The organism is Streptomyces sp. NPDC012510, from assembly GCF_042955065.1.
GTDB lineage: Bacteria > Actinomycetota > Actinomycetes > Streptomycetales > Streptomycetaceae > Streptomyces.
In genome coordinates this window covers 30,013-44,173 of sequence record NZ_JBIBEN010000012.1, presented here as the reverse complement: position 1 = coordinate 44,173, position 14,161 = coordinate 30,013, and the positions used below count along the sequence as shown (strand labels likewise).

The following is a 14,161-nucleotide window of genomic DNA, read 5'->3' as shown; positions in this document are numbered from 1 at the left end:
GACGCCCGCCCCGGCAGCGGGGTCTGAAAATGGGGCGGGCGTCGGACAGGTCCGCGGGACCGTGCGCGGCGGTCGCGTCTCGAGTGACTACTCGAGACCGGCGTCCTTGCAGGCCTTGGCGTACTCGGGGGTGCAGATGTTGGCGACCGTGTACAGGCCGTCCTTGACGACCGTTTCCTTGATGTTGTCCTTGGTGACGGACACCGGGGTCAGCAGCTTCGCGGGCACCTTGTCACCGGAACCGCTGGTCACCTCGGTGTCGGCCACGGACTTGACGTCCTTGCCCTCCAGCAGGTTGACCGCGAGCTCGGCGGCGGTGTCGGCCTCCGGCTTGTAGGCCTTGTAGACCGTGGAGGACTGGGTGCCGGCGACGATCCGCTGGATGGCGGCGAGTTCGGCGTCCTGACCGGTCAGCGGGATGTTGCTGATCTTCGCACCCTTGAGGGTGTTGGCGATGCCACCGGCCATGCCGTCGTTGGCGGCGTAGACGCCCGCGATGTTCTTGGCGCCCAACTGGGTGATCGCCGCGGACATCTTCTGGGCGGCGACCGTGTCCTTCCACAGGCCGGACTGCTCGTAGGCGATGTCGACCTTGCCGTCGAGGACCTTGTGGGCGCCTGCCTTGAACTGGCCGGCGTTCGGGTCGGCGTCGTCACCGTTGATCATGACGACCTTGGCCTTGGGGGTCGCCTTGTCGCCGAGGGCGTCGAGCAGGGCCTGGCCCTGGAGCTCGCCGACCTTGACGTTGTCGAAGGAGACATAGGCCGAGACCGGGCCCTGGGCGAGGCGGTCGTAGGCGACGACCTTGACGCCCTTGTCCACCGCGGTCTGGATGGAGGACTTGATCGCGGCGGAGTCCTGGGCGGAGACGACGATGACCTTCACGCCCTTGGTCACCATGCTGCTCATCTGCTGGGCCTGCTTGGCCGGGTCGGCAGCGGCGTTCGCGTACTGGACGTCGCAGTCGGAGCAGAGCTCCTTGACCTTGTCCTCGAAGTACGGCTTGTCGAACTTCTCGTAGCGCGCAGTGACGTTGTCGGGCAGCAGCAGACCGATGGACTTGCTGTCCGAGCCGCTTCCGCCACTGTCCGAGTCGTTGTCGTCGCCGGCCTTGCCGCAGGCGGCCACGGACAGCGCCAGCGAAACCGCGGTGGCGCCGATCACGACTCTACGCATCGTTGCGTTCATTTGGGTTGTGCCTCCCTGACACGGGCCGCAGCGCTGCGGCCGAGGTGGCTGGAAGTCAACTCGGCCACACGTGCGACGTCAAGAAGTAAATCCTTAACGGGTTGGCAACGGCGTGTTTCGTTCTCTAAGTGAAGACAGGGGTCGCTGCGGAGAGGGTCCCGTCCAAAAGGGTCGAATCACCCATCTCGCTGAGGGCCAGCGCCAGGGCTCCGAGAACCTCGGCCCGACCGCCAAGTGCCCCTGGCAACACCGAGAGTTGACGTGCGGCACTCGGGATCGCGTACCGGCCGACCGACTCCCTTATGGGCCCGAGAACCAACTCTCCGGCCTCGGCGAGATCGCCACCGAGGACCACGCGGCTCGGGTTCAGCAAATTACAGAGATTGGCGACTCCACTTCCGATGTGTCGGCCGACGTCGGCGATCACCCGACGACAACCCGGGTCTCCGTCCCTCGCCAACCGTACGACGCCCTCCATGGTCAGATCGGTGCCGTGACTGGACTGGAGGAGCGGCAGCACATAGCGCGCTGCCGCGAAGGTCTCCAGACAGCCGCGGTTCCCGCAACGGCAGACCGGGCCGGACTCATCAAGAGTAATATGCCCGATTTCTCCCGCAGTGCCACCCGGGCCCCGGTAGATCTTGCTGTCGATGACCAGGCCGGCACCCACACCACTGGAGACCTTGATGTACGCCAGGTCCCGCACTCCGCGGCCACTGCCCCAGACCAGTTCGCCGAGTGCGCCGAGGTTGGCGTCGTTGTCCACGTGCACCGGGACGCCGAGGCGGTGGCGCATCTCGGCGGCGGGTTTGGTGCCGGTCCAGCCCGGCAGGATGGCGGTGGAGCCGAGCGTCCCGGACTCGACGTCGATCGGGCCGGGCACGCCGAGCCCCACGCCCGCGATCTTCGTGCGGTCCACGCCGGTGGCCTCGACCAGCCGGGTGACCAGCTGCTCCGCCCGGTCGAAGCCCTGGGCGGAGGAGGCGTCCACGTCCAGCGGCTCGGACTCCTCGGCCAGCACCTGGTGGGCGAGATTCCCGATCGCGACGCGCAAATGCGTGTGTCCGAAGTCCACACCGATCACGATCCCGGCGTCCCCGCTGAGCGAGACGGCACGGGCCCGGCGGCCACCCGCCGACGTGGGGGTGACCTCGACGGTTCCCCGGTCCTTGAGTTCGCGCACGATGTTGGAGACCGTGGCCGCGGACAGGCCCGTCGTCCTGGCGATCTCCGCCTGCGTGAGCGACCCGGCGAGACGCACCGCCCGCACGACGCGTTCGAGATTTGCTCGGTGCAGCGACGACTGCGACCCCGGAGTCTCCACGACGACCTCCTGCGCACGGGGCCTCAGCGGCGGGGCCCCGTCTATGTCCAACTAGTGAACTCTAAGCTGAGCCGTTCGGGTCACCTCTCGTCAAGAGGTTGAGCCGTATCGGGGGACGAGCGCACATGCGTGTACACCGCTCCCCCTTGGGGGAAACGGTGTACGACGCCCGCGGGAAATTACTTCAGCGCACCTGCCGTCAGCCCCTGCACGACCTGGCGCTGGAAGACGACGTACGCGGCGAGGACCGGCAGCATCGCCATGACCAGACCGGCGAAGAGGCCGGACCAGTCACCCTTGTAGCCCTGGCTGACGGCAAGCTGGACGAGGCCCTGGGTGAGCACCTTCCGGTCCGGTTCGGTGTTGAGGACCGTCGGCAGCATGTACTGGTTCCACTGCCCCAGGAAGTTGAAGATGCTGATGCTGATCAGACCGGGCTTGGCCATCGGCAGCATCACCTGGAAGAACGTCCTGGTGTGCGAGGCGCCGTCCACGAAGGCCGCCTCGGCCACCGAGGTCGGCAGCGTCCGGAAGAAGGCCGTCATGAAGAACACCGTGAACGGCAGCGAGTACCCGATGTAGACCAGGATCAGTCCGGGCAGCGTGTTCAGCAGGGCGAGGTTCTGCATGACGTAGAACAGCGGGACCAGCGCCAGGATGATCGGGAAGCTCATCCCCCCGATGAACAGGAAGTAGATGAAGCGGTTCCCGGGGAAGTCGAACCGGGCGAGGACGTAGGCCGCCATGGAGCCCAGCAGCATGGTGCCGACGAGCGAGCAGCCGACCACGATCACCGTGTTGAGGAAGTAGTCGCTCATGTTCGCCTCGGTCCAGGCGCGCGACCAGTTCTCGAAGTGCAGCGAGTCGGGGAGCGCCCACGGCGAGGAGAAGATGTCCCGGTCGGTCTTGAACGAGGTCATCACCGCCCATAGCAGCGGCAGCACGACCATGAACGCCCACAGGATCAGTACGCCGTGCGAGAAGACGTTGAGGACCGTGCCCTCGGAGGCCTTCGCCGGCGGCGTGGGCGCGCCCGTCGTCCTGCCGACGGACGGCACCTCCTCGGCGGGCCCGGCGGGAGGCGTGTCGGTCGTCTTCACTGGTGTCCTCCTCGCGGCTCGATCGGCATGGTCCTGACGGTCGGGCTGGTCAACGGCCCGGTCCTGACGGTCGGCCCCGTCGGCCCGGTCGGCCCGGTCGGCCCGGTCGGCCCGGTCGGCCCGGTCGGCGACACGGTCGGTCCGGTCCCCATCAGTACTCCAGCCGCTCGCGCCGGCCCAGCTTCATCACGATCGCGACGAAGAGCAGCGTGACCACGAGCAGGGCGACTCCGATCGTGGTCGCGTAGGCGGCCTGACCGTCACGGAACGCCTTCTGGTACACGTACAACGGCAGGACGGTCGTCGAGTAGTCGGGGCCGCCGCCGTTCGGCCCCACGGTCATGATCTGCACCACCGCGAAGGTCTCGGCACCCAGCGCGAGGATGCCGACGTAGGCCCAGCCGGACTGCACCGTGTCCCAGAGCAACGGCAGGGTGATCCGGAAGAACGTGGTGAGGCGGTTGGCGCCGTCCAGTAGCGCGGCCTCGTAGTAGTCCCGGGGGATGGAGGCCATTCCGGCGGAGAAGAGCACGACGAAGAACCCGACGGTGCTCCAGACGAGGACCGCGAAAACGCACCACAGGGCGAGATCGGGATCGCCGAGCCAGTCGGGCTGGACATCGTCCAGGCCGACGGCCTTCAGTCCGGAGTTCAGCGCACCGCTGTTGGGGTTGTAGGCGAACTGGAACAGCAGGGCGACGATCGCGATCGACAGCACCTGAGGAAAGAAATAGACGACCTTGTAGAACGAGGAGCCGCGTACGCCCGCGATCGCGGCGTCCTTACGGCGGCGCCCGCCGACATTGAGCATGAAGGCGAAGAACAGGGCGAGGGTGAGCGTGGCCAGCGGAAGCAGCACGACGAGCATCACGCTGTGCTGGAACGACTTCCAGAACACCTCGTCGTCGAGCATCCTCGTGAAGTTCTTGAACCCCACCATCTGGAACTCGGGGCTCAGCCCGCTCCAGTCCGTGAACGAATAGAAGATGGACTGGACGAACGGCCAGATCACGAAGAGGCCGTAAATGGTCAGGGGGGCTGCCAGGAACCCCACGATGAAACGGTACTTGCCGTGCTGCATTCCTACCGACCCGTTCTTCCCGCTTCCCGCGAGAACTGCCGCCGACGCCGCCGTCACGAGTCGGGGACCCGAGTCGATGCCGGGTCCCCGACCGCACTCACTGGTGCTTGTAGTGCTTGATGGAGTCGTCCTTGGCCGCCTCGTCGGCGTAGGCCTGGATCTTCTTGATGGCCTCGGCCGGGGTGAGTCGCCCGGCCATCATCTCGCCGAGACCGCCGACCCCGATCTTCTCCTTCTGCAGCGCCACGTACCAGTCCTGGATGCGCGGGTTGACCACGTTGTCGCCGGCCTTCTCCAGGGCCGCGACACCGGACTCCAGGCCGGGGGTCAGGTCGATGCCGTCGGTGCCGCCGTTGAACGCCGTGAGCGACTTGACGGACGTGGTGAAGTTCTTCGACGAGGCCTCGCTGAGCATGATGCGCAACTGCTCCATGCCACCGTCGGGGTTCTTGGCCTTGGCGGGCACGATGAAGGGCTCGCCGCCGGACGCCCAGATGGTGCCGAAGGGCATCTTGTCCGAGCTGTCGATGCCGGTGGGCGCGGACACCGCGAGATCGAAGTCCTCCGGCATGGTCTTCGCCGCCTCGTTCTCCACCCAGGAGCCGTTCGGGATGAAGAGTGCCTTGCCCTCGGTCCACGCCGTCTGCGACTGGATGTGGTCCAGGCCCGGCGTGCCCTGGAGGATGTAGCCCTTCCGGTAGAGCTCGTAGTAGGCCTCGAAGCAGGTCTTGACCGCGGGGTGCTTCCAGGCGTTCGGCTCCAGGTTGTCGATGGCGTCGAGCACCTCCCGGCCGCCGACCTTGGCGATCATCGGATAGAGCGAGAAGGGGATGTAGTACGGGTGCTTGCCCGCGTACGTCCAGCCGGCCATGCCCTTCTTCTTCGCCTTCGCGCAGACCGCGAGCATGTCGTCCCAGGTCTCCGGGTACGTGGCGTCGAGCGAGTCCAGCGCCTTCCGGGAGTACCACACGCCGTAGACGGTGTACGCGTAGTACATGATCCAGACGGGGTCACCGTCGAACTGGCCCATCTCCACGATGCCGGGGCGCAGGGTGTCCCGGACCTTCTTGGAGGGGTCGTCCACGGAGGGCGCGTCCAGCAGCGGGGTGAGATCGGCGAGCTGCTTCTGGCCCACCAGGACGCCCATGTCCATCTGCTCGGCGCCGGAGTTGTCGATCAGGTCGGGCGGTGTGCCCTGGTTGAAGCGCGGCTGGAGAACCGACTGGATCTTCTGGGTGGAGGAGAACTTGACCTTTGCGCCGGGGAATTTCTTCTGGTAGACCGTCTTGGCGTCCTCGGCGTACTTCGTGCCGAAACCACCGTCGAAAATGACGATCTCCAGCGGCGCGCTCGCGTTGACGGCGAGCGGGTTCTCCTCGGACTTCGTCCCTTTGTCGACCTTGTCCTCGCTGTCGCCACCGCCCCCGCTGGCACAGGCCGAAAGGAAACCCATGGTGGGGACGGAGATCAGGCCCAGCGCCGCGGAACGCTTGATCAGATCGCGGCGGCCGACGCCCGCGCGTGTGGTGCTGCCGACGCTCTCGGGGCCTTTGTCGTTCTCAGCGGTAGTGGATCCCATGCTCAAGTCCTCGCCTTCTCCAGGACTCAGGCGGTGAACCGGATCCTCCCGGCACCGCGGTCGGTTCAAGCTGGGGTCGTGCGTGAGGATTCAACAGGGGCAAGACGGCGGTAGGCGCGCGGACACGTCCGCGACCACCGGTAATTCCCCCCAGGTAGCGCCCGTCCGCAGGTGGTGCGACGACTAAGCGGACGCCGACAGGTATAGTCCACTTTCCGCCGGGGGAGCAAGATCGAATGCAAGGTTGACCGTCGGTCTTTTCCGAGTTGAGACCTCACAGACATATGACCGACCTTGCGCCACGCGACCGGAAATTCTCCGCCATGGAACCCGGATGGCTCACCCAACGCCCATGACGCCCATGACGCCCATGACGCCCTTGACGCTCGGACGCCGTCGAGGACGACGGCGAACTCCTCGACGACACGTCGTCGAGGAAGGCATCCGTGCGGACGCTGCCGCTCCCGGCCCCGGTCCCGGTCCCGGCCCGGCCCGGCCGGAACCAAGGCGGTCCAGTACACCCTGACCTCGTACGACCGCGCCGAGGTCCCCCACCGGCCGGACCCTCCAGACGTCCACCGACGGCACCACCACCTGGAAACCCCTCGGCAGGCTCTCCGGCGAATCCTTCACCTCGGGCCGCCGGACACGGGCCTTCCCGGTCGCCCCTAGGTCGTCCGGCCACTACCGCATGGCCCTCGACGACACGGCGACCCCGGCGAAGGTGGAGTCGCGTCCTGACGCCGTCGCTCGTCCGGCCGTCCGCGTTCAGGGATCGAACGTACGGGGCGCCGGCCGCCGCACCGGCGGCCGGCGCTGCGGCCGGTGTTACCCACCCGACCCCAACCGGCTTGACGTCGTTGGCAGTTGTAACGGTAGAGTCTTGTCAGGCCGCTCGACAACGTTGTCTTGTCGATGGGTCCCTCGACTGCACTCCCTCCGCGCCCGGTCTCCCCCGTACCGGGTCGCGGCTCGCGGACCGGGTGGGCACGCACCGTCAGCCCACCCGGTCCGCACCGAGCACCGAACCGGTCCGACGGACCGCTCCTCAGCCCACCCGGCAGGGCAGCGTTGTCGCGGAATCACCTCCCGACCCCTGCACGACATACCCGAACTTGGCGGTTTCGCCAGGGTCCAGCGACCCGTTCCAGTTGGCGTTGTGCACCATCACGTTCTGCCCGGTATAGGTCGCGCTGCCGCTCCAGAGACTGTCGACCCTCTGCCCGGCGGGAAGCGTCCAGTCGACCATCCAGCCCAGCATCGGCACGTCCCCGGTGTTGGTGACGACGACCTCGGACTGGTAGCCCCCGGTCCAACTGCCCGTCGTACGACGGGTCGCGGAGCACTGACCCGGCACCGGCTCGGTGGGGTTGCCCGGCTCCTTGATACCGGTCACCTCACCGTTGCCGCCGTCGAAGACGATGTCGGAGCAGGAGTAGAAGGTCTCCTGGCTGTCAGAGCGCTGCCAGACCATGTAGATGAGGTGGCGGCCCGACTTGTCCGCGGGCAGTTGCCCCCGCCAGGAGTAGTTGGCCTCGACCGTGCCCGGGTTTCCGTTCAGCGGCGGGTGGTCGACGCTCAGGAACGGCCGCTCCTCCATGTCGTTCCAGGTGAGCGTTTTGGTCGGGTCGAAGCCGTCCTTGGTGATGTAGACGTAGAACCAACCCGGGTGCGCCGCCCACGCGTTGTACGAGAAGTCGATGGTCGCGCCCGAGGTGAGGTGGGTCAACGGCCAGTCGGCGCTGGGCGTGTTGAACCCGGTGAAGTTGGTGTTGCCGCCACTGCAGAGCTGACCGTCCGGGACGAAACCACGGGTGCGGCCGGCGCCGTCCGAGCGGAGCACCGAGAACCAGTTGTAGAAGGGTGTCGTACCGCTCACCTGCTGCGCGGAGCGACAGGCCGGGTTGATCGGTTTGATCTCCCCGGTGTCGGTGAGCCCGTCCTGCCAGCACAGGAACGTGCGGCTGCCGGGCTTCATCGGAGTCCCGTGCGCCTCCGCCTTCCCACTGCCGGCCGTGACGACCAGGCCGAGCGCCGGGATCGTGGTCACGAGGGCGAGCAGGACGAGGAGAAGCGCTCTGTGGCGCCGGAGCAGCCTTAATCGTGGGATTGTCACGTGCATGACAAACACTCCTTGCGTGTACGGCTTGGAGGAACGTGCGCGTGTCCAGGTGCAGGTGCGGATGAGTGGTGTGGGGTGGAAGCGGGTCCGGACGGCGGGTTCCGGTCCACCGCGTAATGGGAGCGCTCCCACCCCACCTACTTCGGAAGCTAGCGCGGAGCACCGCGCTTGTAAACGGCTGCCGCGTACCGACGCGTGGGGGGCCGCGCCCGGGTGGCCGGGTGGGTGCGGCCCCACGAGGACGAGGACGGGGATGGCGATGGGGATGGGGGCGGGGACGGGGACGGCTCCTGAGGTGGCTGCCCCGACCGACCGCCCGACCGACTGACCTCCCGCCCGACCGCCCGATCGCACGACCGCCCGACCAACTGACCTCCCGCACGACCGCCCGACCGCCCGACCGCCCGACCGTGAACGCCGAAGGGCCGCGCTCCGGTGCGGAGCGCGGCCCGAACGGCTTACCGGAACGGTTAGTTGCGGATCAGGTTGCGCAGCACGTACTGCATGATGCCGCCGTTGCGGTAGTAGTCGGCCTCGCCGGGGGTGTCGATGCGGACGACCGCGTCGAACTCGACACCGGTGTCGGTGGTGACCTTGACCGTGCGCGGCGTGGTGCCGTTGTTCAGCTCCTCGACACCGGTGAAGGAGAAGGTCTCCTCGCCGGTCAGGCCGAGGGAGGCCGCGGAGGCACCCTCGGGGAACTGCAGCGGGAGGACGCCCATGCCGATGAGGTTGGAGCGGTGGATGCGCTCGTACGATTCGGCGATGACGGCCTTGACGCCGAGGAGGGCCGTGCCCTTGGCCGCCCAGTCACGGGACGAGCCGGAGCCGTACTCCTTGCCGGCCAGGATGACCAGCGGGATGCCCTGCTCGATGTAGTTGCGCGAGGCGTCGTAGATGAACGACACCGGGGCGTCGGCCTGGGTGAAGTCGCGGGTGTAGCCGCCTTCGGTCCCCGGCGCGATCTGGTTGCGCAGGCGGATGTTGGCGAACGTACCGCGGATCATGACCTCGTGGTTGCCTCGGCGCGAGCCGTAGGAGTTGAAGTCACGACGCTCCACACCGTGCTCGGTGAGGTACTTGCCCGCCGGGGTGTCGGCCTTGATCGCGCCGGCCGGGGAGATGTGGTCGGTGGTGACCGAGTCGCCCAGCTTGGCGAGGACGCGGGCGCCGGCGATGTCCGAGACCGGGGTGGTCTCCATCGTCATGCCCTCGAAGTACGGGGGCTTGCGGACGTACGTCGACTCCGGGTCCCACTCGAAGGTGTTGCCCGTCGGGATCGACAGGGCCTGCCACTGGGCGTCGCCCGCGAAGACGTCGGAGTAGGACTTGGAGAACATGTCCTCGCCGATGGCGTTCGCCACGACGTCGTTCACCTCGGCCTCGGAGGGCCAGATGTCCTCCAGGTAGACCGGCTTGCCGTCCTGGTCGGTGCCGAGGGCGTCCTTGGTGATGTCCACCTTCATGGAGCCCGCGAGGGCGTACGCGACGACCAGCGGCGGGGAGGCCAGGTAGTTCATCTTGACGTCGGGGTTGATGCGGCCCTCGAAGTTCCGGTTGCCGGAGAGGACCGAGGTGACCGCGAGGTCGTGGTCGTTGACGGCCTTGGAGACCTCCTCCGGCAGCGGGCCGGAGTTGCCGATGCAGGTGGTGCAGCCGTAACCGACGAGGTTGAAGCCGACCTTGTCCAGGTACGGGGTCAGCCCCGCCTTGTCGAAGTAGTCGGTGACGACCTTGGAGCCCGGGGCGAGGGTGGTCTTGACCCACGGCTTGCGGGTCAGGCCCTTCTCCACGGCCTTCTTCGCGACGAGTGCGGCGGCGACCATGACGTACGGGTTGGAGGTGTTGGTGCAGGAGGTGATGGCCGCGACCGTCACCGCGCCGTGGTCGATCTCGTACGTCGAGCCGTCGGGGGCGGTCACGGTGACCACGTTGGACGGGGAGCCGTTCGGGGCGACGGCCGGGGAGTCGGAGGCCGGGAAGGACTCCTTGCCGGCCTCGTCCACCACGTCGACGTAGTTGAGGACGTCCGACTTGAACTGCTCGGCGGCCTTCGCGAGGACGATACGGTCCTGCGGACGCTTCGGGCCGGCGATGGAGGGGACGACCGTGGCGAGGTCGAGCTCCAGCTTCTCGGAGAAGTCGGGCTCGGCGGCCGGGTCGAGCCAGAGGCCCTGCTCCTTGGCGTACGCCTCGACGAGGGCGACCTGCTGCTCGGAACGGCCCGTCAGCTTCAGGTAGTTGATCGTCTCACCGTCGATCGGGAAGATCGCGGCCGTGGAGCCGAACTCCGGCGACATGTTGCCGATGGTGGCGCGGTTGGCGAGGGAGGTGGCGGCCACGCCCTCACCGTAGAACTCGACGAACTTGCCGACGACACCGTGCTTGCGCAGCATCTCGGTGATGGTCAGCACGAGGTCGGTCGCGGTGGTGCCGGGGGTGAGCTCACCGGTCAGCTTGAAGCCGACGACGCGCGGAATGAGCATGGAGACCGGCTGACCGAGCATCGCGGCCTCGGCCTCGATGCCGCCGACGCCCCAGCCCAGGACACCGAGGCCGTTGACCATGGTGGTGTGCGAGTCGGTGCCGACGAGGGTGTCGGGGTACGCCTGGCCGCCTCGGACCATGACGGTCCGCGCGAGGTGCTCGATGTTGACCTGGTGGACGATGCCGGTGCCGGGGGGTACGACCTTGAAGTCGTCGAAGGCGGTCTGGCCCCAGCGCAGGAACTGGTAGCGCTCCTTGTTGCGGCCGTACTCCAGCTCGACGTTCTGCGCGAAGGCGTCGTGCGTGCCGAACTTGTCGGCGATGACGGAGTGGTCGATGACCATCTCGGCCGGGGAGAGCGGGTTGACCTTGGCCGGGTCGCCGCCGAGCGCCTTCACGGCCTCACGCATGGTGGCGAGGTCCACCACACACGGAACGCCCGTGAAGTCCTGCATGATCACGCGGGCCGGCGTGAACTGGATCTCCTGGCTGGGCTGGGCCTGCGAGTCCCAGCCGCCGAGGGCTCGGATGTGGTCGGCGGTGATGTTCGCGCCGTCCTCGGTACGGAGAAGGTTCTCCAGCAGCACCTTCAGGCTGTACGGAAGGCGAGCCGAGCCCTCCACCTTGTCCAGCCGGAAGATCTCGTACGACTCGTCGCCCACCTGCAGCGTGCTGCGGGCGTCGAAGCTGTTCGCCGACACGACAGTCTCCTTCATTCCATGTGCGCGTACCACCGCATCCTGCCGCCGCGCCCCCTTGGCCGATCCGCTAAGGTATGGCTAAGTTAGGTACCCCTTACCGGGGTGTCGGCGGCCGCAGTGCGCCTCGGCAGATATCTCGATGTCGAGATAACAGTAGTACATGGGCGCGGGCTGGTCATGCCCGGGCGGATGTGGCGTGCGCCAATCTCTCCGCGACCGGCGGCCCAGGCGCGCCGACCACGCCCGGCGGTGCGCCGCATCACCCCGTCGGCGACGCCTACGGGCGAGACGCCTCCGCCTCGGTGATGCGCGCCGGCAATCCCCCCGGGGCCGCCGAGCCGAAGGCCACCGGCCGAGATCTGCCCCCGGGGCACGCGCCACCCGCCGAGACCTGCCCCCTGGGGCACGCGCCACCTGACACCCCCGCCCCCTCGGGGCTGCCACAAAAGGGCGGCCGAGGAACTGACTCAACACCTCCCGTCGGGCGGTGGTTGCGGGCGGCACAGCGTTGCCGGGGCCGCCGAGGAGCCCCGTGACGCGGTCGGCCGAGGAGCCCAAGTGCACACGGAGGAGCGCCCGTTGCGATCGCGGCGCGGAACACGGGCCAGGGATGCCCGCCGGCAAGCGGGGTACCCGACCCTGGAAACGGAAGGAGGCACGCATGCCACTCACATTCCGCAAGAGTTTCCGCATCCTGCCCGGCGTCCGGCTGAACATCAACAAGCGTTCCTGGTCCATCACGACCGGCGGACACAACGGCCCCAGGCACACGCACAGCAGCACGGGTCGCCGTACGACGTCCATGGATCTGCCCGGCCCCTTCGGCTGGCGTCGCACCCGCAGTGCGAGGCGCCACTGAACCGCACCGGCGGTCGGCGGGCGAGGACACGGCGTACGACCGAACCGACGGGTCGTCACCTGAACGGGCCCTCGAAGTGACCCCAACGGATCCCCCAAGAGGTGCCATCTCATATCTGAGATAACCTCTTCCCCATGGCAGACGACTACCTCGTACGCATCGGCAAGCTCATCCGTGACGCAAGGCAGCACCGCGGCTGGACCCAGTCGCAGTTGGCGGAGGCTCTCGGCACGAGCCAGAGCGCGGTGAACCGTATCGAGCGCGGCAATCAAAACATCAGCCTTGAGATGATCGCTCGAATCGGTGAGGCGCTGGACAGTGAGATCGTCTCGCTGGGATACGCGGGTCCGATGCATCTACGAGTGGTCGGCGGGCGTCGGCTGTCCGGTTCGATCGACGTGAAGACCAGCAAGAACGCGTGTGTAGCGCTGCTGTGCGCCTCCTTGCTGAACAGGGGGCGCACGGTGCTGCGCCGGGTGGCCCGGATCGAGGAGGTGTACCGCCTTCTGGAGGTGCTCGGCTCCATCGGCGTACGCACCCGGTGGATCAACGGTGGTGTCGACCTGGAGATCGTGCCGCCGGCCGAGCTGGACCTGGCGGCGATCGACGCGGAGGCGGCCCGTCGTACGCGGTCCATCATCATGTTCCTCGGCCCGCTGCTGCACCGTATGGACCACTTCAAGCTGCCGTACGCGGGCGGATGCGACCTCGGTACGCGGACGATCGAGCCGCACATGATCGCGCTGCGGCGGTTCGGGCTGGACATCACGGCCACCGAAGGGCTGTACCACGCCGAGGTGGATCGTTCCGTCACCCCCGGCCGGCCGATCGTACTGACCGAGCGCGGCGACACGGTGACGGAGAACGCGCTGCTCGCCGCCGCACGCCACGACGGCGTGACCGTCATCCGCAACGCCTCGTCCAACTACATGGTCCAGGACCTCTGCTTCTTCCTCGAGGCCCTCGGCGTACGGGTGGAAGGCATCGGCACCACCACCCTCACCGTGCACGGGGTGCCGCACCTCGACGTGGACGTCGACTACTCGCCGTCCGAGGACCCGGTCGAGGCGATGAGCCTGCTGGCCGCCGCAGTGGTCACCGAGTCCGAACTGACCGTGCGCCGGGTGCCGATCGAGTTCCTGGAGATCGAGCTGGCGGTCCTGGAGGAGATGGGCCTCGACCACGACCGCTCACCGGAGTACTTCGCCGACAACGGCCGTACGCGGCTGGTCGACCTCACCGTCCGGCCTTCGAAACTCCAGGCGCCGATCGACAAGATCCACCCCATGCCGTTCCCCGGCCTCAACATCGACAACGTCCCGTTCTTCGCGGCCATCGCGGCGGTCGCACAGGGCAAGACCCTCATCCACGACTGGGTCTACGACAACCGCGCGATCTACCTCACCGACCTCAACCGCCTCGGCGGTCGCCTCCAACTCCTCGACCCCCACCGGGTGTTGGTCGAGGGCCCCACCCGCTGGCGCGCCGCCGAGATGATGTGCCCGCCCGCCCTGCGCCCCGCCGTCGTCGTCCTCCTCGCGATGATGGCCGCCGAGGGCACGTCCGTCCTCCGCAACGTCTACGTCATCAACCGGGGCTACGAGGAACTCGCGGAACGCCTCAACTCGGTGGGGGCACAGATCGAGATCTTCCGGGACATCTGATCGGTAAGAGTGTCGTGTCCCTGGGAGATGAAGGGCACGACACTCCTAAATGCCTG

At 67.6% G+C, this 14,161-nt stretch carries 9 protein-coding genes; 2 read left to right on the top strand and 7 right to left on the bottom strand.

Annotated features, from left to right (window positions below; genetic code table 11):
- Nucleotides 1-87: 87 nt before the first annotated feature.
- The 7 genes from ACFY9I_RS22630 to acnA all read right to left on the bottom strand — a co-directional run bounded on the left by ACFY9I_RS22630 (nucleotide 88) and on the right by acnA (nucleotide 11,582).
- Entirely contained in the window at nucleotides 88-1,176 is a 1,089-nt protein-coding gene (locus ACFY9I_RS22630) for a substrate-binding domain-containing protein (RefSeq protein ID WP_391004322.1), read from the bottom strand.
- Nucleotides 1,177-1,312: 136 nt separating this feature from the next.
- Entirely contained in the window at nucleotides 1,313-2,512 is a 1,200-nt protein-coding gene (locus ACFY9I_RS22625; RefSeq protein ID WP_391004320.1) for an ROK family protein, read from the bottom strand.
- Between the two features lie 179 nt (nucleotides 2,513-2,691).
- Nucleotides 2,692-3,612: an ABC transporter permease subunit gene (locus ACFY9I_RS22620; RefSeq protein ID WP_391004318.1), complete on the bottom strand. Its 921-nt coding sequence runs from the start codon at nucleotides 3,610-3,612 to the stop codon at nucleotides 2,692-2,694.
- 151 nt (nucleotides 3,613-3,763) lie between these two features.
- On the bottom strand, nucleotides 3,764-4,693 hold the full coding sequence (locus ACFY9I_RS22615) for an ABC transporter permease subunit (RefSeq protein ID WP_391004316.1): 930 nt from the start codon (nucleotides 4,691-4,693) through the stop codon (nucleotides 3,764-3,766).
- Nucleotides 4,694-4,790: 97 nt separating this feature from the next.
- Nucleotides 4,791-6,272 (bottom strand): N-acetylglucosamine/diacetylchitobiose ABC transporter substrate-binding protein, encoded by a 1,482-nt coding sequence (gene ngcE / locus ACFY9I_RS22610; protein ID WP_391004314.1) that lies wholly within the window; start codon nucleotides 6,270-6,272, stop codon nucleotides 4,791-4,793.
- Nucleotides 6,273-7,320: 1,048 nt separating this feature from the next.
- Nucleotides 7,321-8,394 (bottom strand): lytic polysaccharide monooxygenase, encoded by a 1,074-nt coding sequence (locus tag ACFY9I_RS22605; protein WP_391004312.1) that lies wholly within the window; start codon nucleotides 8,392-8,394, stop codon nucleotides 7,321-7,323.
- A 470-nt stretch (nucleotides 8,395-8,864) separates the two neighbouring features.
- On the bottom strand, nucleotides 8,865-11,582 hold the full coding sequence (gene acnA / locus ACFY9I_RS22600; RefSeq protein ID WP_391004310.1) for an aconitate hydratase AcnA: 2,718 nt from the start codon (nucleotides 11,580-11,582) through the stop codon (nucleotides 8,865-8,867).
- Nucleotides 11,583-12,243: 661 nt separating this feature from the next.
- Between acnA and ACFY9I_RS22595 the strand changes: the two genes are divergently transcribed.
- Nucleotides 12,244-12,441, top strand: coding sequence for a DUF4236 domain-containing protein (locus tag ACFY9I_RS22595; protein ID WP_391004308.1), 198 nt, complete (start codon nucleotides 12,244-12,246; stop codon nucleotides 12,439-12,441).
- A gap of 134 nt (nucleotides 12,442-12,575) precedes the next feature.
- The gene (locus tag ACFY9I_RS22590) at nucleotides 12,576-14,105 is read left to right on the top strand and encodes a UDP-N-acetylglucosamine 1-carboxyvinyltransferase (protein WP_391004306.1); all 1,530 of its coding nucleotides are present in this window, start codon (nucleotides 12,576-12,578) and stop codon (nucleotides 14,103-14,105) included.
- The last annotated feature ends 56 nt before the right edge of the window (nucleotides 14,106-14,161 follow it).